The sequence below is a fragment of the Ruegeria sp. CDSA077 genome (genome assembly GCF_059612265.1).
The window spans coordinates 114693-136153 of sequence record NZ_JBXWQG010000003.1 but is presented as its reverse complement, the minus strand read 5'-3'; the positions used below and the strand labels follow the sequence as shown (position 1 = coordinate 136153).

General features: G+C 56.3%; 23 protein-coding genes. 15 read left to right on the top strand and 8 right to left on the bottom strand.

Annotation, left to right across the window (positions count from 1 at the left end; translation table 11 throughout):
* Positions 1-38 precede the first annotated feature (38 nt).
* Together AC2FLE_RS09895 and AC2FLE_RS09890 are read left to right on the top strand one after the other, a co-directional pair.
* Positions 39-428 (top strand): hypothetical protein, encoded by a 390-nt coding sequence (locus tag AC2FLE_RS09895; protein WP_496693006.1) that lies wholly within the window; start codon positions 39-41, stop codon positions 426-428.
* A 199-nt stretch (positions 429-627) separates the two neighbouring features.
* Positions 628-1137, top strand: coding sequence for a hypothetical protein (locus AC2FLE_RS09890; RefSeq protein WP_496693005.1), 510 nt, complete (start codon positions 628-630; stop codon positions 1135-1137).
* 720 nt (positions 1138-1857) lie between these two features.
* On the opposite strand, the gene AC2FLE_RS09885 is transcribed toward AC2FLE_RS09890, so the two are convergent.
* Positions 1858-2295, bottom strand: a complete 438-nt coding sequence (locus AC2FLE_RS09885; protein ID WP_496696954.1) for a hypothetical protein — start codon at positions 2293-2295, stop codon at positions 1858-1860.
* Between AC2FLE_RS09885 and AC2FLE_RS09880 the strand changes: the two genes are divergently transcribed.
* The 4 genes from AC2FLE_RS09880 to AC2FLE_RS09865 all read left to right on the top strand — a co-directional run bounded on the left by AC2FLE_RS09880 (position 2281) and on the right by AC2FLE_RS09865 (position 4379).
* Positions 2281-2712, top strand: coding sequence for a c-type cytochrome (locus tag AC2FLE_RS09880; RefSeq protein ID WP_496696949.1), 432 nt, complete (start codon positions 2281-2283; stop codon positions 2710-2712). The genes AC2FLE_RS09885 and AC2FLE_RS09880 overlap by 15 nt on opposite strands.
* Positions 2713-2722: 10 nt before the next feature.
* Complete coding sequence (locus AC2FLE_RS09875; protein WP_496696750.1) at positions 2723-3064, top strand: copper resistance CopC family protein; 342 nt, start codon at positions 2723-2725, stop codon at positions 3062-3064.
* Positions 3065-3066: 2 nt separating this feature from the next.
* Positions 3067-3933 carry a CopD family protein gene (locus AC2FLE_RS09870; protein ID WP_496696748.1) on the top strand — a complete coding sequence of 289 codons (867 nt, stop codon included), beginning with the start codon at positions 3067-3069 and terminating at the stop codon, positions 3931-3933.
* Between the two features lie 77 nt (positions 3934-4010).
* Positions 4011-4379: a c-type cytochrome gene (locus AC2FLE_RS09865; RefSeq protein WP_496696746.1), complete on the top strand. Its 369-nt coding sequence runs from the start codon at positions 4011-4013 to the stop codon at positions 4377-4379.
* A gap of 79 nt (positions 4380-4458) precedes the next feature.
* Here AC2FLE_RS09865 and AC2FLE_RS09860 read toward each other — a convergent pair whose 3' ends face one another.
* A complete protein-coding gene (locus AC2FLE_RS09860; RefSeq protein WP_496696744.1) occupies positions 4459-5550 on the bottom strand; it encodes an NAD(P)/FAD-dependent oxidoreductase in 1092 nt (363 codons plus the stop codon).
* 87 nt (positions 5551-5637) lie between these two features.
* Here AC2FLE_RS09860 and AC2FLE_RS09855 point away from each other — a divergent pair, with 87 nt between their 5' ends.
* Positions 5638-5997: a winged helix-turn-helix transcriptional regulator gene (locus AC2FLE_RS09855; RefSeq protein WP_142637835.1), complete on the top strand. Its 360-nt coding sequence runs from the start codon at positions 5638-5640 to the stop codon at positions 5995-5997.
* Positions 5998-6051: 54 nt separating this feature from the next.
* Here the strand turns inward: AC2FLE_RS09855 and AC2FLE_RS09850 are convergent, their stop codons facing one another.
* From AC2FLE_RS09850 to AC2FLE_RS09830, 5 genes are all read right to left on the bottom strand, one after another.
* Positions 6052-7362 carry a TRAP transporter large permease gene (locus AC2FLE_RS09850; RefSeq protein ID WP_271950034.1) on the bottom strand — a complete coding sequence of 437 codons (1311 nt, stop codon included), beginning with the start codon at positions 7360-7362 and terminating at the stop codon, positions 6052-6054.
* Positions 7359-7898 (bottom strand): TRAP transporter small permease subunit, encoded by a 540-nt coding sequence (locus AC2FLE_RS09845; protein WP_142637832.1) that lies wholly within the window; start codon positions 7896-7898, stop codon positions 7359-7361. Before AC2FLE_RS09845 ends, AC2FLE_RS09850 begins: the two co-directional genes overlap by 4 nt.
* A 65-nt stretch (positions 7899-7963) precedes the next feature.
* Positions 7964-9028 carry a TRAP transporter substrate-binding protein DctP gene (dctP, locus tag AC2FLE_RS09840; RefSeq protein WP_496694008.1) on the bottom strand — a complete coding sequence of 355 codons (1065 nt, stop codon included), beginning with the start codon at positions 9026-9028 and terminating at the stop codon, positions 7964-7966.
* 198 nt (positions 9029-9226) lie between these two features.
* Positions 9227-10765 carry an aldehyde dehydrogenase (NADP(+)) gene (locus AC2FLE_RS09835; protein WP_496696741.1) on the bottom strand — a complete coding sequence of 513 codons (1539 nt, stop codon included), beginning with the start codon at positions 10763-10765 and terminating at the stop codon, positions 9227-9229.
* A gap of 9 nt (positions 10766-10774) precedes the next feature.
* The gene (locus AC2FLE_RS09830) at positions 10775-11740 is read right to left on the bottom strand and encodes a dihydrodipicolinate synthase family protein (protein ID WP_496696947.1); all 966 of its coding nucleotides are present in this window, start codon (positions 11738-11740) and stop codon (positions 10775-10777) included.
* Positions 11741-11995: 255 nt separating this feature from the next.
* On the opposite strand from AC2FLE_RS09830, the gene AC2FLE_RS09825 reads away from it, so the two are divergent.
* The 8 genes from AC2FLE_RS09825 to AC2FLE_RS09790 all read left to right on the top strand — a co-directional run bounded on the left by AC2FLE_RS09825 (position 11996) and on the right by AC2FLE_RS09790 (position 20811).
* Positions 11996-12697, top strand: a complete 702-nt coding sequence (locus tag AC2FLE_RS09825; RefSeq protein ID WP_496692997.1) for a GntR family transcriptional regulator — start codon at positions 11996-11998, stop codon at positions 12695-12697.
* Between the two features lie 159 nt (positions 12698-12856).
* Complete coding sequence (locus tag AC2FLE_RS09820; protein WP_281973159.1) at positions 12857-13462, top strand: helix-turn-helix domain-containing protein; 606 nt, start codon at positions 12857-12859, stop codon at positions 13460-13462.
* Positions 13463-13595: 133 nt separating this feature from the next.
* Positions 13596-15179, top strand: coding sequence for an ABC transporter substrate-binding protein (locus AC2FLE_RS09815; protein ID WP_496696738.1), 1584 nt, complete (start codon positions 13596-13598; stop codon positions 15177-15179).
* Positions 15180-15236: 57 nt separating this feature from the next.
* Positions 15237-16178, top strand: a complete 942-nt coding sequence (locus tag AC2FLE_RS09810) for an ABC transporter permease (RefSeq protein WP_142637818.1) — start codon at positions 15237-15239, stop codon at positions 16176-16178.
* A complete protein-coding gene (locus AC2FLE_RS09805; protein WP_496696736.1) occupies positions 16175-17032 on the top strand; it encodes an ABC transporter permease in 858 nt (285 codons plus the stop codon). The genes AC2FLE_RS09810 and AC2FLE_RS09805 overlap by 4 nt, the downstream gene beginning before the upstream one ends.
* A 2-nt stretch (positions 17033-17034) precedes the next feature.
* Positions 17035-18027, top strand: a complete 993-nt coding sequence (locus AC2FLE_RS09800) for an ABC transporter ATP-binding protein (RefSeq protein WP_496696734.1) — start codon at positions 17035-17037, stop codon at positions 18025-18027.
* On the top strand, positions 18024-19019 hold the full coding sequence (locus AC2FLE_RS09795) for an ABC transporter ATP-binding protein (protein ID WP_496696732.1): 996 nt from the start codon (positions 18024-18026) through the stop codon (positions 19017-19019). Before AC2FLE_RS09800 ends, AC2FLE_RS09795 begins: the two co-directional genes overlap by 4 nt.
* Positions 19006-20811 (top strand): aminopeptidase P family protein, encoded by a 1806-nt coding sequence (locus AC2FLE_RS09790; protein WP_496696731.1) that lies wholly within the window; start codon positions 19006-19008, stop codon positions 20809-20811. Before AC2FLE_RS09795 ends, AC2FLE_RS09790 begins: the two co-directional genes overlap by 14 nt.
* A 15-nt stretch (positions 20812-20826) precedes the next feature.
* Here the strand turns inward: AC2FLE_RS09790 and AC2FLE_RS09785 are convergent, their stop codons facing one another.
* Positions 20827-21339, bottom strand: coding sequence for a hypothetical protein (locus AC2FLE_RS09785; protein ID WP_496696729.1), 513 nt, complete (start codon positions 21337-21339; stop codon positions 20827-20829).
* Positions 21340-21461 lie beyond the last annotated feature (122 nt).

Here is a 21461-nt window from a genome sequence, read left to right as displayed (position 1 = left end):
TATCCTTGTCTGTCAAGACTCCTGAGTGGACACACACAATGAAGAACCTGACATCAGCGGCCTCCATTTGCATCGCGTGTGCCCTCGTGGCACCGCCGGTTTTTGCGGATTGCGGGTTTTGCGCCGAAAAGGTCACTTTGAACGAACTGCTCGCGAAATGCTATCTCAAGCGGCTGAACGACGAACGCTTGGCGGCATCACAGAACAACTCAGAGGTGCACCTTGTTGATTTGTCCGCATGTGGTTTAGATCGCAGTGCGACTGCGCTTCCGGACGTGCAAACCGATGGAGGGGGGCCGGTGCAGCTGGACCAGGCGTTTCTAATACCCGAACCGGCGCTTGATTGTCTTGCGCGCGAGGTCGAAACCGCGCAATTCGAAAAGGACAAAACACTGACATTTGAGGTCCGCGTTGACTGCTCCAACTGACAAACGGTCGATTAGGCGTACGCGTTCCAATGATCTGGACCTGGGCGCAGCCGAACTTTCCGGTGTTCTTGAACCTGTACAGGCGGACGAGGATGTCGAACCAGGAGACGACGGCCCGCTTGGCCGCCGCATTGCCACCGCCGACACGGCCCCCGCGCCTAAAACCGCATGGGAACGAATTGAGAGCACCTTTCGCCTTTTGTCACTGATCGCTATTGCCGCCTCCGCCGGGGTCTCGGCGTTGAACTTCTATCAGGGCTACCTCGACACAAAAAAGGAGCGCTCCATCGAGTTGATGTCGGACTGGCAGAAAACCGGTGCACGCGAAACATACACCCAACTAGGCAACGTTCTGATCCCCGCAATCAAAGCTGCGGGCGAAGTACCCGCGGACTTGCCCGAGCGAGCCCGGCAACTGGCCCGTAAGCAGATCGGGGCTAACCTATTGGAAAATCTCAAAACAGGCGATGCAGATACACTCAAAGAAATCGAAGCGCAGATCGACACAGTAGTTGTATTTTTCAGCGAGGTTGAATTTTGTTTACGCGCCGACCTTTGCAATACTCCTTTGCTCAAAGACTATTTTGGAACGGAAGTGACCTTATTTTGGGACTATTTTCAGGCCTACGCCTTTGAACAACGCGCCGGTCTATACCCAACCTACGGGGACGCGGTAGAAGCGCTGGCAATCAGCTTTGCAAGCCCATGAACGATGTCACGAAACGGCGCATATACTGAGGACCAACTTTTCCCAATAAAGATAAGGTCGGCCCAAAAGAGACATTCCCCATCCGCGCGCGATGCTACGTTCGCAACCAGCGCTGCCCACCCCAGCCAGACACCGCAGCGTGTCAGACATGAGTTTCGCCAGAATATCGCCGGTAGCTGGCCAGACCGATGCTCTCGCCAGCAAGGGCAGTTACAACATCTGGATCAATACACAAACTCACACGTCGATGAGAAGGTCTTGGGAAACCATATTTCCGACTTGGAGTATTTGCTGCGAGAGTGGCGAGAAGACCTCGACTATTCGACGGATTTAAATGCAGCAAATCGAACAACGGCCCAACGGCCAATGCACAAAGCATATACGATGTGACTAACCTTCCAGAAGATTGATGCGACCACTGAATCCCAGAGTAAGTTCCTCTACTATCCGATCGTCGGCGTTGGCACTGCTGCGACCTGTGTTGCCGTTTGGCCGCTAATCAGTTGCTTGGCCCAACTGATAGAAATCAAAATAGACCCGGACTCTCTGCATTTGATGAGAATCGCGCGCCGGACAAGAGCGGGGAATGCCCCATCACGAAAATCAGCGTTGTAATTTCCTTTAGAACGGCGTGGCGCATAATGAAGCTGCAGGCGTTGTCTTGTGTGTTCCGCTGCATTAGCGTCCGGAATCATGGTCATCCGACGATACACATTTGCGCTATTGACGAGTCTTCTGGTCATTCTGGCCGGATTTGGTGGCGAGTCTCATGCCTGCGTCGGGCTTCACTGCGGGGACCATATGCAATCGGCAGGACACTCCGCCGCGGTGAAAAGCATCCCTGACATCTCGGCCCAAAGCAGCCATCACGACACGGATAATGCCGGTACCGGAGAGTGTAACCCCTTGCTTTGCCAAGCCGTCGTACTGATCTCGCAGAACAGCCAAGTCGTGTGGAATCAATATCAGCTTGACCGAGAGTTCCAGATTGGATCCCAATCCAAGTTGACTGAACCAGATAGCCCCTACAGACCCCCTGACCTTTGAAGCTGCCAAGATCCGCGCGCGCCCAAGTGACCGGCCCTTGCGGCTGTTTGCGATGTGCCGCAGCACTTCCAGCCTCCACAAAGTCAGGTTCAACCCATGAAGAAAAGTCACTTGTTAATCGGCGCTTGCGTCGTCTCGGCTGTTGCCGCTTTCATAGTTTTTCGTTCAGACCCAATCGAAGAAGCCAGCCCCCAGGCGACAGTTTCAAGAGACGGCCTAGTCGCAATTCAGATGCCACCTATTGAGGGCAAGGCAGCAATCGGCCAGCGGATCTTTGATGCCTCCTGTGCCACTTGCCACGGTGTCAATGCGGTCGGAATTGACGGCGCAGGACCGCCACTGATCCACAAGATATACGAACCTAATCACCACGCTGATGAAGCGTTTCAGAGGGCGGTTTCACAGGGTGTAAGAAGTCACCATTGGCAGTTTGGAGACATGCCGCCCGTCGACGGCTTGACGCGAGGTGACGTCGCTATGGTGATCGCCTACATTCGTGAAATCCAGCGCGCCAACGGAATAAATTGAGGATAGCCCCATGAAGAAGATTGTAATGCTTATACTCTTGGCTGCGCTCCCCAATTTTGCGCTGGCGCATTCCAAGGTCACAGAAACAACACCTGCAGACGGCACCACAGTAGCGACTGTGCCTGCTGAAGTTGGCCTCAATTTCTCGAAAGACATCCGGCTGACCCGGATAGAGATGGCACACGAAGAACACGGGGCAGTACGACTGGATTTGGGCAACCAGGCAAGATTTGCTCAGAAGTTCAAAATTCCACTGCCAGGCAATGGCGCGGGCACCTATGTCATCGAGTGGCGCGGTTTAGGTGAGGACGGTCATGCGATGCAGGGCGCGTTTACCTTTACTGTGGAATGAACATGCCAGACATCTGGGGAATTGCTGCAATCCTCGCAAAGCTAGCACTCTATATCGGCTTTGCGGGGGCCACTGGCCTTGTGGTCGTTAAGTGTCTCTATTCCAGCTTGGTCACACCGATAAGCCTGGCGATGAAACGCCAATCCATGGCCTTGGCATGGCTTGCTCTCATTGCAACGGCACTGGGATTCATGCTTCGTGGAGCCCTCCTGACAGGCGGAGCGGATGGGCTGGTCGACCCCGAGATGCTTGGATTACTCTGGCAGACATCCGTAGGCGATGTATTTGTTTTTCGAGTGATGGGCGCAGCAATGATCCTTGTCGGATTGTCTGTTCCGCGCTTTGGTTTAGGGATCGCACTTGTGGGTGGCACGATGGCTCTGTGGTCCTTTGCACAGATCGGGCACCTATCGGATCTGGAGAATTTTGGTACCAAACTCTTGTTACTAGCACACCTGCTCTGTGTAGCCTTCTGGGTAGGCATCTTCAGCCCGCTGCGGAGTATGGCTCTTCAACCTGAGCAAATTGCAGACGCCGCTGCACTTGGGCATAGGTTTGGCCAAGCTGCGACACTGATGGTACCCGCATTGATTGTCGCAGGTTTCTGGATGGCTTGGTTGCTTGTAGGTGATCTCCGAGCGCTCATCTCCACTGGTTATGGGCAGGCCCTGTTGCTCAAAGTATTATTTGTAGGGCTGCTATTGATCCTAGCCGCCGCGAACAAGCTTCGATTTGTTCCGGCAATGCTGGACGGAGATACCAAGGCAGCGCAGCACCTCGCCCGATCCATCGAAGTTGAGGCGCTGATCGTTCTGGCGGTGCTGACAACTACGGCGACACTAACAACCGTTCTGACGCTTCCGAATTGAGGTGGGTGGAGATGACCAGGCACTTATTTATATTGGTCCTATGCAGCATTTATTCCAGCGTTGCCGCGGATCATACGTTGACAGACAGAAACGTGGCGAATGGACAGAGGCTCTATGTAGATCAATGCGCCGCGTGCCACGGCGTTAACCTGGAAGGCCAACCCAACTGGCAAACACCGGGTGAAGACGGTGTGATGCCTGCGCCACCACATGACGTGACCGGGCACACATGGCACCATGATAGCCTGCTTTTGTTTGACTACACCAAATTCGGCGGTGCAAAGACACTGGCCGCACGCGGCGTCAATAATTTCAACAGTGGCATGCCGGGTTTCGACGGCACTTTGACTGATGACGGCATATGGGATGTTCTGGCTTATATCCGTTCCACATGGCCGAAAGATATTCAGCAGGTACAAGCCAGTCGCAAGCTCGCACACGACTAGAGGCAGGCCAACACGAATGTCACAGATATCATCCGAGTGGGATGCCTGAACGTTGGCAAATCGCAATGCTCAGTAGGAACTATTTTCCCGAGCTCGAAATCCCAAAAGCCTTTCGATATTTGGGAATAAAAATATCTTTCCCCTTTATCTTGCGTGTGATCCAGTCACCCACTGTCACAAAAAGCCAACTGCTGCCGATGACTGGGCCAAGGGGCACCAGAATGGGTGCTTTTTTCCAGGGCGCGTAGGGTTTCTGACTTTCAACGGGTGCGCCCTCGATTACTTTCTTAAGCGTTTTGATCAGCCAGGGATTCTGCCGTGCCGTTGCTACGATTGTCATTCCGTCGCCAATGTCGGCAATGTCACCGCCGACGAAGACATTCGGATAGCTTGACGGTCGCAACCATTTGTCGGTTTTGACCCTACCCAATGCATCAGCCGACACGCCCGGAAGGCTTTGAACCAAAGACGATTGGGGTTTCGATCCAACCACCGGAAATACCAGATCGGCCGCAATCACCCTACCGTCGGTCAAGCTCACGGATCCTTCGTAGGGCCGATCAAAATGGCGTAAGTCCTGCGCCCTCTGGCCGAGAATGACAGTGACGCCCAGCCGTTCCAACTTACCTTTGAGCTGCGCGCCTAGCTTGGCCGGGTACTTGGGAAACAAGGTATCATCCGACGAAACCAGGGTGATGGATTTACCCGGATGTGCCGAGGCTGTTTCGCCCGCAAGCTCTGTACCGACAGCGCCTGCCCCTACGATCACAACTGAATTCGCCTTGGCCAGTTGCGCGCTGACGTCTTTGCTCGCTTGCTGAAAATCCGCAATGCTGTCACCCGACGGCTTGAACGGCGCTGCATAGGATGATCCGGTGGCGATCAGGATATAGTCCGCCGGAAAGACAGCTCCAGATTCCAAAGTGACCTCGGTTTCAGAAACCGAAACGGCGCGCCCGCGCACGACCTTACCCGATTGCAGCAGATTGTCGTATGGCAAGATGATCTGGTCCAGCAAGGCGGGTTCAACCAGCGCGCGGATCGCTGCAGGCGGATGCACGAACGCTTCGCGTTGCTCGATCAGGGTGACGTCCGCGCAAGCGTCCAGTTCCCGGGCAACTTCAAACCCGACATAGCCCCCGCCAATGATCACAATTTTCTTCTTCGCCATTGGGTCCCCCCGTTGCGGCATAACGTTCTGACCCCTATCTAAAATTGCACGTTCACACGAACAAGTACGGTCATCTAGGATACTGCCTTGAAACATGATGAGTTAGAGGATCATTGTCAGATCGAAGCATTGATCTCGGCAATCTCAGGTCGATGGAAGCTGTTGATCATCTACTGGCTTTCGCAGGGGGACTGCCGGTTCAACCAGCTTCAGCGAAACCTCGGACGCATCACGCATCGAACGTTGACGCGCCAGCTGACCGAGTTGCAGACGACGGGCTTTGTCTCTCGCAAAGACTTCAAGACCATACCGCCGCATGTCGAATACAGCCTCACACCTCTGGGTCAAAGCCTGCTTCCACTGCTGTATGAGATGCATCAATGGGCGGCGCAGAATGCGGACAAGTTACCGGAACCGAAAGATCTTTCGAAACAGCTTGGGCGATGACCCAGCCCCTTGAACCGGGGCCAGGCATCTGAAGGGGTAAGACCAAGATCTATGTCAAAGACCGACCAATATCTCTGGCAACCATGTCGCCACTTCGGGGATCAGGATGATGACGACAAGAACCAGCATTTGCGCCCCTACAAAGGGCAACACGCCGCGATACATCTGCCCATAGCTCATGTCACGCGGAGCGATTGATCGAAGATAGAAAATCGACGGTGCCATTGGCGGTGTCAGATACGAAGTCTGAATCACCACTAGAACCATCATGGCGAACCAGATCGGATCAATTCCGGCGGATTTCACGATCGGGGCAAAGATCGGAATGAAAATCAGAACGATCGACACCCAGTCCAGTACAAAGCCCGCGAAAAAGACCACCAACAAAAAGAATGCGATGATACCGGCATTGCCATACCCGATCCCGGCAACGGTATCGCGCACCAGCTGTCCGCCTCCGGTGACCGCAAAGATGCTGGTGAACATCGTTCCTCCGGCCACGATCAACATGATCATAGCGGTGATGCGCAGGGTCACATTCAGTGCCTCGGACATCAGTTTCAGGTTTAGTTCCCGAAACATCAAAGCCAGCAGGATCGTACCGGCGGCCCCGACTGCGGCAGCTTCGGTGGCCGAGGCAACACCGGCCAGAAGCGAGCCCAGCACCAGGACAATCAATGCCAGCGGGGGTAACAATGCCGTCAACGTCACCTTCATCTTACGGCCGGTTGACATCGCGCGCTCTGCCTGTGGCAACGGAGGAGCGTCAGCAGGTCGGACCATGCTGCGCACCAAAATATAAAGCACGAAGAATACCACCATCAGCAAGCCGGGCAGGATAGATGCGGCAAACAGCTTGCCAATCGACAGCTGCGCAATCGACGCATAGACGACCACAATGACCGAGGGTGGAATTATTGTCCCCAGTGAGCCCCCTGCACAGATTGTTCCCGCGATGAGGTCATTACGATAACCCGCTTTGGTCATGGCTGGGATGGCCATCAACCCCACAACTATCTCGACCGCGCCTACAACGCCGGATGCGGCGGCGAAAACTGCGCACATTGCAATCGTCGACAGCGCCAATCCACCGGGCAAGCCGCCCAGCCACAACTGCAGTGCAAAGAACAGACGTTTCGCGATCCCCGAACGCTCAAGTATCGCCCCCATGAAAATGAACAGAGGGATTGCTGCCAGTACGAAATTCGAAGCCGTATGAAGCAGCGGACCATAAAGCTGCAAAAAGATCAGCTCACCGAACACCATGTAGCCAAAGGCGACGGAGATGATGATGAGCGAAAAGGCCACCGGCACTCCGGCAAAGACCAACACAAAAAGGGCTGCAAACATCAGTAATGGTGTCATTGGTTTTCTTCCATGCCGTCCAGTTCGCCCGGTGCCTCACCAGGGTTCTTGCGCCCCGAAAGCAACTTGATCGCCTCAGCCAGGAATTGCAGCGCCAAGGCCGCCAGACCAACGGCGATGACCGTGTAAAACGGCCAAACAACCGGCGCCCAGGGGCTGACGCTTTCGACCTCTCCGGTGATCAGTGCTTTCCAGGCTTTTTTGCTTGCAACCCAGGCAAAGATGGTCGTGATCGGTGTCATGACCAACAGAAAGACAGCACCGTTCAACAGCTGCTGCGCCCGCATCGGCATACGCTGAGACAGAAAGTCGATCCTGACATGCACGTCACAGCGCAGGGCATAAGCCGCCCCAAGCAGAAAAACCGAACCGTTCAGCATGTACGAGATATCAAACGCCCAAAGCGTCGGCGCACCAAACGCATAGCGAGCAACAACCTCGTACAGCATTGCCACGATCAGGGCAAAAATTACGCATCGACCCAGCAGGGCCAGCGCCCCGGCAATCGCGTCGATGACTCTGAGAATAGTGGTCATGTATGTCCCCGGAAACGGATGACCGGCACGAATATCCGGTCATCCAACCAATGTCAGGGCAGAGCCTATTCGGCGCTGTCGCGAACCAAATAACCCGAATTCTCGGCCCAGTTCGCTTGATAGGTGAGGTAGCTGTCCAGAACCTCTTGCATCCGGGCGCTTCCGTCTTCGGCTTTTTTGGCAGCCTGGCTACGGGCCCAATCGCGCCCGGCGGCGCGGATCTTTTCGGATTCCGCTGGTACCATGTTGATGATTTCAACTTTGGTATCGCGGAAGGCAGCCATGGCTTGAATGTCCGCGTGACCGAAATGTGTGAAGCTTTCGTATGTTGTCAGCTTGGCCGCTGCGGTAACCTGAAGCTTGATATCCTCGGGCAGAGCATCCCAAGTTTCCTGTTTGACGAAGACTTCCCACAGAAAGGACGGCTGATGCACGCCGGGCATGATCATATAGGGCGCAACCTCGTGGAAACCTTCAGAGATATTGCCTCCTGGTGTCGACCATTCGACCGCGTCCACACCCTTACGCTGCAGCAAAGTGTAGATTTCATTTCCCGGGACAACCGTCGGAACGCCGCCAAAGCTGTCCTGTAGAACAGCGGCCCATGCGCCCGAGGTCCGGTATTTGACGCCCTTCAGATCGTTGGTTGTTTCGATCTTGACGTTCGAATGCGCCATAACTTCGGACGTACCGACCCCAACGACCAGCGTGTGCAGACCCATTTCTTCGCGGCGGAAGTCCTGCAGCATCTGCTCACCGCCGCCTTCATAGATCCAGTGCAGGGTCGCCTCGCCGGACATTCCACCGGGGAAGCTGGCGAAAACGGCATTGGTCGGGTCCTGGTTTACCAGATAAGACGGCGTGGAATGTCCGGCTTCGACGATGCCGTCCTGAACTACTTCATACGCCTTGAAGGCCGGGGCCAGAACGCCCGCGCCAAAAGGTTGGACATGCATGCGTCCCGCGGTCAGTGTGTCTACATTGGCCGCAAATCGTTCCATGAAGTTCTGGTAAAAGAATGAACCTTCACCAATCGCTGCGGTCATCTTCCATTCAATTTCTGCGGCGCTTGCGGGCATTGCAAGCGTGGCTGTTACCGCCAGGGCGGCAAAGTTCGAGAAGAGTTTCATCTTGTCCTCCTGTTATGGGCCAAAGCCCGATTTTGCACGTCGAATGACGCGGAATTTCCGGTGATCTGCTTCTATGGCAGAGTGTTGCGGATGATACGGAACAGCCGATCTGGGTGTCCCTGCCCGGCCCCGTTCACCGGGGCCAAAGCCTTTGATATGGCCGAAGGAATTTATTGCCTCAGCCCTGTGGTTCACCGCTTATTGCGTCGTGCCTTCCAGATCTTCGGGGCTGAGTGCGGCGGGCATGTTTTGATATGCTACGGGTCGCAGCCAACGGCGGATGGCCATTGTGCCGACGCTTGTCGCGCCGAAATTCGTGCTGGCAGGATAAGGCCCCCCGTGGACCATGGACCCCACCACCTCGACCCCGGTTGGGAAGCCGTTGAACAGCAACCGCCCGGCCTTGCGCTCCAGAATCGGGAAGAGTTGCTGCGCCAGCGCGGTGTCACTGTCATCCATCTGGATCGTGGCCGTAAGTTGCCCGTCCAGCTGGGCTGACAAGGCAACCATCTCTTTTTCCGAGCCGACGCGCACAATCAGCGATGCGGGCCCAAACACTTCTTCGCTGAGGCTGGGATCAGCCAGAAACGCTTCGGCATCGGTTTCGAAGAGCGCCGGTTCAGCTGAACGGCCTGCCGTGGAACCTTGATGGATCGTGCGCACGGCGGGATGTTCGGCCAAATGCGATTGGCCGGATCGAAATGCCTCGGCAATCCCATCGGTCAGCATGGTCTGTGACGGCACTGTACTCAGGGCACTCGCAGCAGCATCGATAAATTGGTCAGCATCATCGCCTGTGATCATCACGGCAACGCCCGGATTGGTGCAAAACTGCCCTGCCCCCATGGTCATTGACCCCGCCCAGGCTTTGCCGATCTCTTCACCTCTGGCGGCCATAGCGTTTGGAAGAACAAACATCGGATTGACCGAGCCCAATTCACCAAAGAACGGGATCGGGTCTGGGCGCGTTGTGCAGAGGTCAAACAGCGCCCTGCCTCCGGCCAGCCCACCGGTAAAGCCCACGGCACGGATTGCCGGATGCTTTACCAATGCTTCTCCGATGCTGCGGTCCCCACCTTGCACCAATGAGAATACGCCGTCGGGCATACCGGTCGCCTTGGCCGCCGCTTGAATGGCATCAGCGACGATTTCGCCGGTGCCCGGATGGGCGGGGTGGCCTTTGACCACGACCGGGCAACCTGCGGCCAGTGCCGATGCGGTGTCACCTCCGGCAACCGAAAATGCCAAGGGGAAGTTCGAAGCGCCAAAAACAGCCACCGGGCCAACCGGGCGCTGCATCATCTTGATGTCAGGACGTGGGGCGGGTTGGCGATCCGGCATCGCCAGATCATGGCGGCGCTCTAGATACGCACCATCCTGGACGAATTCGGCAAACATGCGCAACTGACCAACCGTGCGTCCCCGCTCGCCCTGAAGACGCATCTCAGGCAGACCGGTTTCTGCACTGCCAATGCTGGTGATGGCCTCGGCACGGGCCTCGATCTCATCCGCGATAGCATTCAAGAACCTGGCCCGATCCCCTCGGCTGCGATTGGCGTAATCTCCAAAGGCGGCCTCGGCCAGGGTACAGGCCTGATCAACCAACTCAAGCGTTCCCGCAGCAAAGTTGCTCCCCTCACCCGAGACGGGGCTGGAGGCAAAGCTTTCATCAGCTCCAACCCACTGACCGCCAATCAAGTGCTGACCGCGAAAAACATATCCATTATTCAACGACATACCCAATCCTCACGCTGCATTTTGCGCCGAAGAATCGGCCTGACCAGTCCAGTTCTCGTACCAGGTACGGAACAGTCTGAACTGTTGTTCAACATAGCCGCGCTGGCTGTCAGTAAGGGCATCTGTTTCGTTGAAATGATGCGTGTATTCGGGATGACCCGTCATAACCATCAAATGTTTGTAGTAGAGCACAAGATCGGTGCCTTCGTCGAAGGACGACAAAACGCCCAAAGCCGCCTCAAGCTCCAACGCCCGGGCACGCGCGTTGGCATCGCCCTTGGCCGCCGCCTGACACAAATCCACCAGATGCAGAATCTCATCGGGCAGCACATTCCCGATCCCAGTGATGGCGCCGGTAGCGCCACAATTCACGATCCCGTGGAACACCGCGGTATCCACGCCGACCATCAGGGAAACATTGTCATCACCGCTGGTGATGTTTTCGGACGCATAGCGGAGATCTTCGGCGCCGCCGAATTCCTTGTATCCGATCAGGTTCGGGTGGTCCTTGCGCAGATCAAAGAACAGGTCCGCACGGGTGGTAAATCCGTAATAAGGGCTGTTGTAGATCACTGCGGGAAGATCCGGTGCTGCGGCCAGAATGCCTTTGAAGTGGTGCCGCTGCGCAGTCATGGACGCGCCGCGTGACAGTACACGGGGAATGACCATCAAGCCGCTGGCGCCCACTTTCTGCGCGTGTGCGGCATGCTGGATTGCCAAGGCCGAATTGATCGCGCCTGTTCCCACGATCACCGGGATACCAGCCCCGACCAACGCCTCGACGCCCTGCATACGCTGCGCATCGGTCAAAAGGGGCCAATCACCCATCGAGCCACAATAGACAACCGCGGACATGCCCGTCTCGATCAGCTCATGACCTTTACGCACAAGCGCCTCAAAGTCAGGACTGCGATCCGCGCGACAGGGCGTCATCAGGGCCGGGATGCATCCGGAAAAGACATTCGGGTTCACGATTTGGGTCTCCGTATTTTTTTGCCGGGCCGGTGGATTGCCCCACCGGGTTAGGGATTCGTGTAATCTTGCCGTCAGTCTACTTTAAATATTTTATTTGTCGACAAATTTTCGACAGGAAGGAATAAGGCCCTAAAATACGTGAAAAACAACTGGTTTTTGGCTGGGATTAACACTCGACTTAGCACCGGTACGTGTGGCAAAATTGATGTGCGAACGCAGATGGACCGCAATCCAGCGGCTAGGGAATGCTCTGACATGGAAAAACGAAAGCCGGTCGAAGCCGGCCGCAAACGTGGATCAGGCGTTCAGTTCGTCTATGAAACCCTGCGGGACGAAATCATCGACCTCGCCCTTGCGCCCGGCAGCGCCATAGACGAGGCCAAGCTGAGCGAGCGGTTCTCGATGTCGCGCACCCCGATCCGCGAAGCCCTTGTCAGGCTGACATCGGAAGGGTTGGTGGCGACACTGCCGAACCGCGCGAGCATCGTGGCGCCCATAGACTTTTTGAATCTTCACACATTCTTTGATGCGATGACCCTGATGTATCGCGTTACAACCCGGCTGGCCGCCGAATACCGAACGGACCAGGATCTGAGCGACATTCGCATACGGCAACAGGAATTTTCGGATGCGGCTGCCAGAAATGACGTTCTGACCATGATCGCAAAAAACGCAGAGCTTCATAATGCAATCGCCAAAGCAGGGCGCAACCCATATTACGAAAGCCTGACGCGCAGATTGCTGAACGAAGGGCAACGGATCATGCGGCCCTATTATTCGTCCTTTGGGGATCGGTTACCGGATCGGTATTCCCTGGAACATGACGACATAATCGCAGCTATAGCGGCCCAGGACATCACCGAGGCCGACCGATTGGCGAGCGCCCATGCGGAACAAATCGTCCAGAACATCCGCGACATGATCTCGGCGGATCGGCGTCACTCAATCAAACTCTGATTCTGTTTCGCTAGATACTAAGCCGTTGGAAAAATTGAGGGGTTTGAAGGTTTACACCCGGATCTTCCCAAAAAAATTTACCTCTGCTAAAAAAAATTTTGATATTTCCTCTGCGATCCGGTTGAATGCGCGGCAACCCACGATTCCGGGAGACAGGGAATGAACGCAGCAAACGCGCGCGACAAATCAAAGCCGAAGGGCACGCCGACCGAGCTGGGGCAGGCAATTCGCAGGCGGCGCAAGGCGATGGGCCTGACTTTGGACAAGGTCGCACAGACCTCTGATCTGACAACGGGCTTTCTGTCTCAGGTCGAGCGCGGCCTGAGCTCACCCTCGCTGACCTCGCTGATGGCGATTGCCGCGGCACTTCAAACCAGCATCGAAAAGCTGCTCAGCGTACCCGAGGTGTTCAGCGAATATGTGGCAAAGGACAACCGCCAGACATATTCCCTGGGTATGCGGGGCAGGTTTTATGAGAAGCTGGGCCCTGGTTTTACCGGTGCATTGTTCAACCCACAGATCGTTCATCGCCCCCCGGGGCACGTTTCCGAAAAGATGCGGCATGAGGGCGAGGCGTTTTGCTATCTGATCTCGGGACGGCTTGAATATCACCTTGGTGACAAGGTTTTCATTATGTCGCCAGGTGACGTCGTTCACCACGACACATCTACCCGTCATTTCTCGGTCGTATTGGGGGACGTAGAAGCCGTAGAGCTTTGGGTAACAACCTCTCCGATCAATGATTCCGGCTTTGTGGCAAGTTAAATTGACCAACCGAACAGAGGTCAGCCTAAATACATTTGGCCATTTTTCACCCACCACTAAAAAAAGCTTTAGTATTGTTAAGAATCGGATATGGTCGCCCCGAGCATGAATTCATTCTGCGGGAGGACTGATTATGAAATTGAAGACGGTTTTGGGACTAACCGTTGCCGCCACCCTGGCCATGCCTGCTTTGGCACAGGAAAGAGGCGGCACACTCAACTTTGCACGCTATGACGGGTCGCGCCTGATTGATCCGATCTATGCGGATCGCAACCCTGATATCTGGATGGTCGGCAGCCTGTTCGACACCCTGCTGCGGAGCAGTGCCGACGGCAATTCCGTCGAACCCGGCCTTGCTGAGACCTATACAGTCTCTGACGATGGTAAAACGGTTTCGCTGACCCTGCGCGAGGGGATCAAATTCGCAAACGGTACGCCCATGTCAGGTGACGACGTAGTCTTTTCCCTCGACCGAGCGCGCAATCCCGACCTGAGCCCCTGGGCTGGCTTGCTGGGTTCGATCGACGCGGTTACCGCAGATGGAAACGCGATCACGGTTGCCCTTGGCAGCCCGGATCCAACCATCCTGTCCATGCTGGCCACATTCAACACGGCTATCGTGTCCAAAGCGGCCTTTGAGGCCGCAGAAGGTGCAACAGATCAGGAAAAATCCGCTGCGATATTTGCCGCCACAGCCGCCGGAGTAGGCTCTGGCCCCTTCTATCTGTGTGGCTTTGAACAAGGTGCATCGATGGATTTCTGCGCCAATGAAAACTATTGGCGCATGGGCGCAGACGGCAAAGCTCTGCCGTATCTGGATGCCGTACATTTTGAGATCATCCCGGATGACGCAACCCGCATCCTGAGTTTGCAGGCCGGAGAAGTTGATGCCGCAGAATTCATCCCGTTCAGCCGCGTGACCGAGCTGGAGCAGGATTCCAACATCAACATGAACCTCTATCCGTCGACGCGGATCATCTATTCGCCAATCAATACGCGCGATAACCGAGCCGATGGTTCTGCAAACCCACTGGCCGACGCCCGCGTCCGGCAGGCGCTGAACTATGGCACCAACAAAGAAGCGTTGATCGGGCTGGTACTGCATGGCGCGGGTCAACCGATGAGCTCGCCTTTGATGGCAAAGGCTACCCAATATGCCGCCGACATGACCCCGCTCTATGGCTATGACGTGGACAAGGCCAAGGCATTGTTGGCTGAGGCCGGGTTTGCCGATGGAACCGAAATCACCTTTACCACGCTGGCAGGTTCTGCGGACGATGCAACCATCTTTGCGGCGCTTCAGCAGATGTGGGCTCCTCTGGGCGTCGATCTTGTGGTCGAGCAAGTGGACGGCGCAACACGCGGCGCAAAGAACCGATCAGGTGAGTTTGACATTCACACCTATGGCTGGGTCAACGATGTAAATGATCCCAGCCAGGTGGTGGGCTGGCTGGGCCACACACCCACGGCCAAGGCAGTAGGAACCGGCTGGGAAAACGCTGAGTTTAACACCCTGTTCGACGAAGCCGCCGGTGAAATGGACGCCGAGGCGCGCAAAGCGAAATTCGCCCGAATGCAAGAGCTCTATGCCGAGGCAGCCCCCCTGCTGTTCATGTATGAGACGCCCTTTGCCGTTGCTGTTGGCTCGGCTGTCGAAGGCTATGTTCAGACCCCTCTGGGCAACAATATCTTCGATCAAGCAACCGTCAGCCGCTAAGGTAAGACCCCTAGTCCCGCCGCTTTCAGGCGGCGGGACAAATTTGCGGAGCTCGCTTTGTCCAGCCTGTCCTATATCTTCAAACGACTCCTGATGATGATCCCGACCTTTTTCCTGGTCATGATCATTATTTTTCTTCTTGTTCGATTGCTACCGGGGGATCCTGCCATTGCGATGGCCGGTGATCGTGCCTCGGACGCCGACATCCAGGCCATCCGTGAACGGCTTGGGTTGACCGAACCTATGCTGGTGCAATTCTGGCTGTTCCTTACCAACACCGTGCAGGGCGATCTGGGTCGGTCCATCCTGATGCGCTCGGATGTGATCAATGTGATTTCTGACCGGCTTCCTATCACTGTCTTCCTGACCGTGTATTCGGTGGTTTTGTCGCTGCTGATTGCCGGTCCGCTGGCCTTTGTTGCGGCGCTCAACCGGGGGCGCTGGCCTGATGCGGTGATCCGCACAGTCTTTCAGATCGGGCTGTCGATGCCGGTGTTCTATATTGGCCTCGTTCTGTTGACCTTTCTGGCAGCACAGCTGCGCCTGTTTCCGGTCGGAGGATATGGCGACACCTTTACCGAGCGGCTCTATCACCTGTTCCTGCCTTCAGTGACCGTAGCGCTTTACACCTCGGCCATCATCATGCGGAACCTGCGCAGCGCGATTATCGAGGTTCTGGACGCCGAATATGTCCAGTTCGCGCGTGCCAAAGGCCTGCCGCCTCGTTTGGTTCTGGGTCGCCACGTCCTGCGCAATGCGCTGATTTCGACGGTAACCCTGCTGGGCCTGTCCATTGGCAATCTGATGAGCGGGACATTGGTCACCGAAACCGTATTCGCCGTGCCCGGAATGGGGCGCCTGATGCTCGAGGCTATCTTTGCCCGCGACTACCCCCTGATTCAGGGGCTGACCCTGACATTTGCTGTTCTGGTTTCCGTGGTTTTCCTGATGACCGACCTGTTTCAGAGTCGCCTTGACCCAAGGATGCGCCTGCAATGAGTGACGCGACCTTCAACAGCACCTCGCAGCGCCCCACCTTCATGCAGCGGGCCTTGCGCAAGCCTGGGTTCGTGGCCGGGTGCATCATCATCGGGTTTTCGGTGCTGCTTGCCCTGTTTCCCGGCGTATTCGCGCCCTATGACCCAAGCGCAATCGACTATCAGGCCCTGCGCCAACCACCATCCTGGACACATCCGTTCGGCACAGATCTGTTAGGGCGCGACAGCCTATCCCGCGTCATCTGGGCCTATCAGGTCAACATGCAGATGGCAATTTTCGGGACTGTATTCGCATTGGTCACCGGTATAACGATTGGCGCGCTGGTCGGGTATTATCGCGGCATCGCGGACATGATCTTTGGCCGCATCGTTGACGCTGTAATCACCTTTCCTTTCCTGGTTCTTGTCATTGCCGTGGTTGCGGTTCTAGGGCCGGGCCTGATCAACATGTATATCGCGATTTCCGTTGTTTACTGGGTCTATTATGCGCGCCTGATGCGGGCCGAGGTGATCGCTCAAATGGGGAATGACTATGCCTCGGCCGGGGTGGTCATGGGCTATTCTGACCGGCGCATCATCTTTCGCCACCTGCTGCCAAACGCGATAACACCGGTTATTGTCTATTGGATGACTGACATGGCGCTGGTGATCTTGCTGGGGTCATCCCTTGGCTATCTGGGGTTGGGGGCGCAACCACCGCAAGCCGAATGGGGTGTGCTGATCGCCGAAGGGCGCAACTTTATCTCGACCGCCTGGTGGCTGAGCCTGATGCCCGGCATCGCCATCGTTCTGACCGGCCTTGGCTTTTCGCTTTTGGGCGATGGGCTTGCCGATCTGCTGAGACCGCGGGGATAGCGATGCAGGACCAAACGAAACTTCTAGAAGTAACCGGGCTAAGCACAACCTTTCACAAGAACGGTCGCGCGTTGCCTGCGCTGCGCGATGTCAGTTTCGGCGTAAACCGGGGTGAGGTTTTGGGGCTGGTCGGCGAAAGCGGGTCGGGCAAGAGCGTCACGTTGCGCTCGATCATGGGGCTGGCGCGCCGCTATGGCGACGTGACCGGCCAGGTGCGCTGGAATGGAAGTGATCTGATATCCATGTCAGACAGGGCTCTTCGTCGGTTTCAGGGTCGCGAAATCGCGATGATTTTTCAGGAACCGATGACTTCGCTGAACCCGCTGCTGACAGTCGGACTGCAACTGGAAGAGACCCTGCGCGCCCATACCGACCTGCCCCGCGCCGCGCGCTTGGATCGGGCAATCGAAATGCTGGACCTTGTCGGCATCCCCTCGGCAGCGCAACGCTTGAAGGATTATCCTCACCAATTTTCCGGCGGAATGCGCCAGCGGGTCATGATCGCAATAGCGCTTGCCGCAGAACCCAAACTGTTGCTGGCGGATGAACCCACCACAGCTCTGGACGTGACCATTCAGGCCCAGATCCTCGATCTGATCCTGCGACTGGCGCAGGATATGGATATGGGGGTTGTGCTGGTCACCCATGATCTTGGCGTGGTTGCCCAGACTTGCGACAACGTGGCCGTTATGTATGCGGGGCGGATCGTCGAACAAGGGCCGGTCCGCGATGTGCTGCGGTCACCGCATCACCCCTACACTGTGGGTCTGATGCGGTCTGTGCCCGAAAACATCGCTCCTCGCACGCCGCTATATTCTGTTCCCGGAGTGCCGCCCGCACTGGATGCCCTGCCTGCCGGATGCGCGTTTGCACTGCGCTGTGCCGCCTGCATAGACGCCTGCACGCAAGAGCGCCCAGCGATGACCCTGATCACCGAACATAGACAGGTCGCCTGTTTCAACCCGATAACCAAAACCCAAGGGAACGCCGCATGACCGCCCTGATGCAAATCCGTGACCTGCATCTGCGGTTCCCAATGGGCCGCAGCATCGGCGATGTCATTTCGCGGCGTCCTGGTCGCGAAGTACGGGCGCTGAATGGTGTCAGCCTAGATCTGACCCGCGGCGAAACTCTGGGCGTCGTCGGAGAGTCCGGGTGTGGAAAGTCCACACTAGCCCGGTGTATCGTGCGCCTTCATAAGCCCAGCGACGGTTCAATCCACTTTGAAGGTCAGGACATATTCGACGGCGAAATCAAAGCTGACCGCACCTATAACCGCCGGGTTCAGATGATGTTCCAGGACCCCTATTCATCGCTCAATCCCCGGATGACGACAGGGCAAATTCTGGCCGAAGCCCTGAGCGTTCACAACATGCGCCCAGAAGCAGAAATTCCCGACCGTGTGGCCGAGTTGCTTGATCTGGTCCGCCTTCCGAAGGACGCGCAAGACAAGCTGCCGCACGAATTCTCCGGAGGTCAGCGTCAGCGGATCGCCATTGCGCGCGCATTGGCGGTCGAACCCGAAGTTCTGATTGCGGACGAACTGGTTTCGGCACTAGATGTTTCGGTTCAGGCGCAGGTGGTAAACCTGTTGCTGGACCTGCAGCGGGAACTTGATCTGACAATCCTGTTTGTGGCCCATGACCTGCGGCTTGTCCGTCATGTTTCAAACCGGGTCGCGGTAATCTACCTTGGGCGGATCGTTGAAATCGGCGACAGCGAAACCTTGTTTTCCGCCCCCTCCCACCCTTACAGCCAAGCTCTGCTTTCAGCCGCCCCTTCGCTGGACCCCGACAACCGCGGTGCCGTCAAGCGGCTTGAGGGAGAGCTGCCTTCACCACTGAACATGCCCTCAGGGTGTCCGTTCCATGTCCGGTGCCCTCACGCCAGCAACATATGCAAAGCCAAAGTGCCTGCCCTGCTGCCTTTTGAAAATCGTGGCGAGGTCGCCTGTCACCATGTTGAAGAGATAAATGCCGATGCTTGATGCCCCCGGAACCGACCGATCCGCGATTGTTTCGGCCTTGCGCGCAGAGCTTAAAGCACAAGGTCTGGATGCCTTTATCGTGCCCCGCTACGACGCACATCAGGGCGAATATGTTGCCCCTCATGATGAACGCCTCGCCTTTGTAACTGGCTTCAGCGGCTCGGCAGGCATGGCCATCGTCACACCCGAAACTGTCGCCTTATTTGTCGATGGCCGCTATGTGGTGCAGGCTGCAAACCAGTGTGCCGAGGCTGTTTTCTCGCACCATCATCTGTTTAACGAGCCGCCCGAATACTGGCTGGCCGCCGTTGCACAGAAAGGATGGAAAATCGGCTTTGACTCTATGCACCTACCGCCGGTCTGGTTTGACCGATTTGAGCACGGGCTGGAAGGCAGCGGTGCCGCGATGGTAGCGACAGCTTCAAATCCGGTCGATGCAATCTGGACCGACCAACCCGCTGCCCCCCAAGGACAGATCGAGCCATTTCCACTTCAGTTTTCGGGCCGGGCGGCGGGTGAAAAGATCTCGGATCTGGCCACTGAGCTAACACGCCGAGAGGCCGGCTTGCTGGTGGAAACTCAGCCCGACAACATCGCCTGGCTGCTTAATGTGCGTGGCTCAGACGTGGCTTTCAACCCTGTTCCCAACTCTTTCCTTCTGTTGCAAAGCTCGGGCCAAGTGCACTGGTTCGTGTCTGACCAAAAACTGGATGCCGATGTCACTGACCACATGCCGGAAAATGTTTCGGTTCAGGCGCCGGATGGTTTTCTGTCTACACTCAGTGATCTCACAGCGCCCGGCCAGGCTGTGATTTTCGACCCCGATTTTTCGCCGACGGCGGTCAAACAAGTGCTGGAGCGTATCGGAGCGAAGGGCGTGCCGGTCAACGGATTGTTAAGCAAAACCAAAGCCCGCAAGAATACAACGGAACTGGAAGGGTTGCGCGCTTGCCATATCCGGGACGGGATCGCCTGGACCGAATTCTGCGCCTGGCTGGCGGCTCAGGTACAGAAACAGGCTGAACCGGTGACCGAGCGTGAAGCAGAACAGCGGGTATTGGCCTTCCGCCGCGCTCAGGATGGGTTCATCCACGAAAGCTTCAACACAATCTCGGCCGCCGATGGCAATGCCGCGATGTGCCATTACGCGACCGAGGCCGACAATACCGTTCCGATCCAACCGCGGGGCACATACCTGCTGGATTCCGGGGGGCAGTACGACACCGGCACAACAGATGCCACGCGCAGCTTTTCGTTCGGGCCTCAGCGGCCTGATGGATATGACCGGGCCTATACCGCAGTGTTCAAGGCCTTTCACGCTCTGGCCACGCTGCGCTTTCCTGCAGGCACACAGGGCCATCACATTGATGCAATCTGTCGCCGCCCGCTGTGGGATCTGGGATTGGATTATGACCACGGTACGGGTCATGGAATTGGCCACCGGTTGTCTGTCCATGAACATCCGCAGCGCATTGGCAAACCTTACAACCCGGTCGACCTGATGCCTGGCATGGTTATGTCGATCGAGCCGGGATATTACGAGGCCGGCAGGTTCGGCATTCGCATCGAAAACCTGTTCGAAATTGTCGAGGCAGATGACGGATTTCTGGAGTTCTCGAACATGACCTGGATCCCGATCCAGACGGATATGTTGATGTCAGATATGCTGAACCAGTCAGAAATTGACTGGATCAATGACTATCATGCCAAGGTTCTCAGACAGGTCGGGCCACATCTTTCGCCTCTGGCCCTTAGATGGGCCCAGACGGCCTGTGCAACGCTGACCAAATAAACCAGAGTTTTGCCATCAGACCACCGTTCGAGGCGTCTTTCCGGCAAATACCGGCTGGACCGGGGCACCCTGATATTCGCCTGCGTTATCCAACCAGTCCAGAAACAGGCGCGTGTTTCCAACGATGTAAGGGACAAAGCCGAAATCCGGTCGATTACCAGCCAGCTTTTGAACCACTGAACCCGTTTGCAACACGAAGATCGCGCCCCCTACCACAACGGCGGCGCTGATTGTGGGCGAGGCTGCGATCTCATGGCTTTGGGTTCCGGCCACCCAAAGAGCAAATGCCAGACGCGTCATCGCCACCGTATCCGTGACGCGGCGCAAGCCAGGAAGGAAATAGGTGGATAGAGCCGTCGCGCATACAATGACAGCCATATAGATCAGGCCGATAACAACCGGGACGGGTAATCCGAAACGCGTTGCCTCTATATGTGAGTAAAGAGTGAAACCTGAGGCAAAAGCCAGAGCCGCAATCAGCGACAACCGTCGTCTTTCGAGACTTAGATGCCTTGTGACTCTTTTCACTGCGTCAACCCTCATGTTTTGTTGAGGATCTGTTTGAAAGATGAATTTGTGATTGATCTGACGAAATAGCGGCGGAAGTTTGTCTTTGTCTCCCTTCACCATTCAATCGGTCGCCCAAATGA

What these genes read in the sequence shown, in the direction of transcription:
- AC2FLE_RS09880 (WP_496696949.1), top strand. Translation starts at nt 2,281, where the DNA reads ATGAAGAAAAGTCACTTGTTAATCGGCGCTTGCGTCGTCTCGGCTGTT.
- AC2FLE_RS09825 (WP_496692997.1), top strand. Translation starts at nt 11,996, where the DNA reads ATGGAAAAACGAAAGCCGGTCGAAGCCGGCCGCAAACGTGGATCAGGC.
- AC2FLE_RS09800 (WP_496696734.1), top strand. Translation starts at nt 17,035, where the DNA reads ATGCAGGACCAAACGAAACTTCTAGAAGTAACCGGGCTAAGCACAACC.
- AC2FLE_RS09875 (WP_496696750.1), top strand. Translation starts at nt 2,723, where the DNA reads ATGAAGAAGATTGTAATGCTTATACTCTTGGCTGCGCTCCCCAATTTT.
- AC2FLE_RS09795 (WP_496696732.1), top strand. Translation starts at nt 18,024, where the DNA reads ATGACCGCCCTGATGCAAATCCGTGACCTGCATCTGCGGTTCCCAATG.
- AC2FLE_RS09860 (WP_496696744.1), bottom strand. Translation starts at nt 5,550, where the DNA reads ATGGCGAAGAAGAAAATTGTGATCATTGGCGGGGGCTATGTCGGGTTT.
- AC2FLE_RS09820 (WP_281973159.1), top strand. Translation starts at nt 12,857, where the DNA reads ATGAACGCAGCAAACGCGCGCGACAAATCAAAGCCGAAGGGCACGCCG.
- AC2FLE_RS09815 (WP_496696738.1), top strand. Translation starts at nt 13,596, where the DNA reads ATGAAATTGAAGACGGTTTTGGGACTAACCGTTGCCGCCACCCTGGCC.
- AC2FLE_RS09835 (WP_496696741.1), bottom strand. Translation starts at nt 10,765, where the DNA reads ATGTCGTTGAATAATGGATATGTTTTTCGCGGTCAGCACTTGATTGGC.
- dctP (WP_496694008.1), bottom strand. Translation starts at nt 9,028, where the DNA reads ATGAAACTCTTCTCGAACTTTGCCGCCCTGGCGGTAACAGCCACGCTT.
- AC2FLE_RS09845 (WP_142637832.1), bottom strand. Translation starts at nt 7,898, where the DNA reads ATGACCACTATTCTCAGAGTCATCGACGCGATTGCCGGGGCGCTGGCC.
- AC2FLE_RS09790 (WP_496696731.1), top strand. Translation starts at nt 19,006, where the DNA reads ATGCCGATGCTTGATGCCCCCGGAACCGACCGATCCGCGATTGTTTCG.
- AC2FLE_RS09805 (WP_496696736.1), top strand. Translation starts at nt 16,175, where the DNA reads ATGAGTGACGCGACCTTCAACAGCACCTCGCAGCGCCCCACCTTCATG.
- AC2FLE_RS09895 (WP_496693006.1), top strand. Translation starts at nt 39, where the DNA reads ATGAAGAACCTGACATCAGCGGCCTCCATTTGCATCGCGTGTGCCCTC.
- AC2FLE_RS09870 (WP_496696748.1), top strand. Translation starts at nt 3,067, where the DNA reads ATGCCAGACATCTGGGGAATTGCTGCAATCCTCGCAAAGCTAGCACTC.
- AC2FLE_RS09850 (WP_271950034.1), bottom strand. Translation starts at nt 7,362, where the DNA reads ATGACACCATTACTGATGTTTGCAGCCCTTTTTGTGTTGGTCTTTGCC.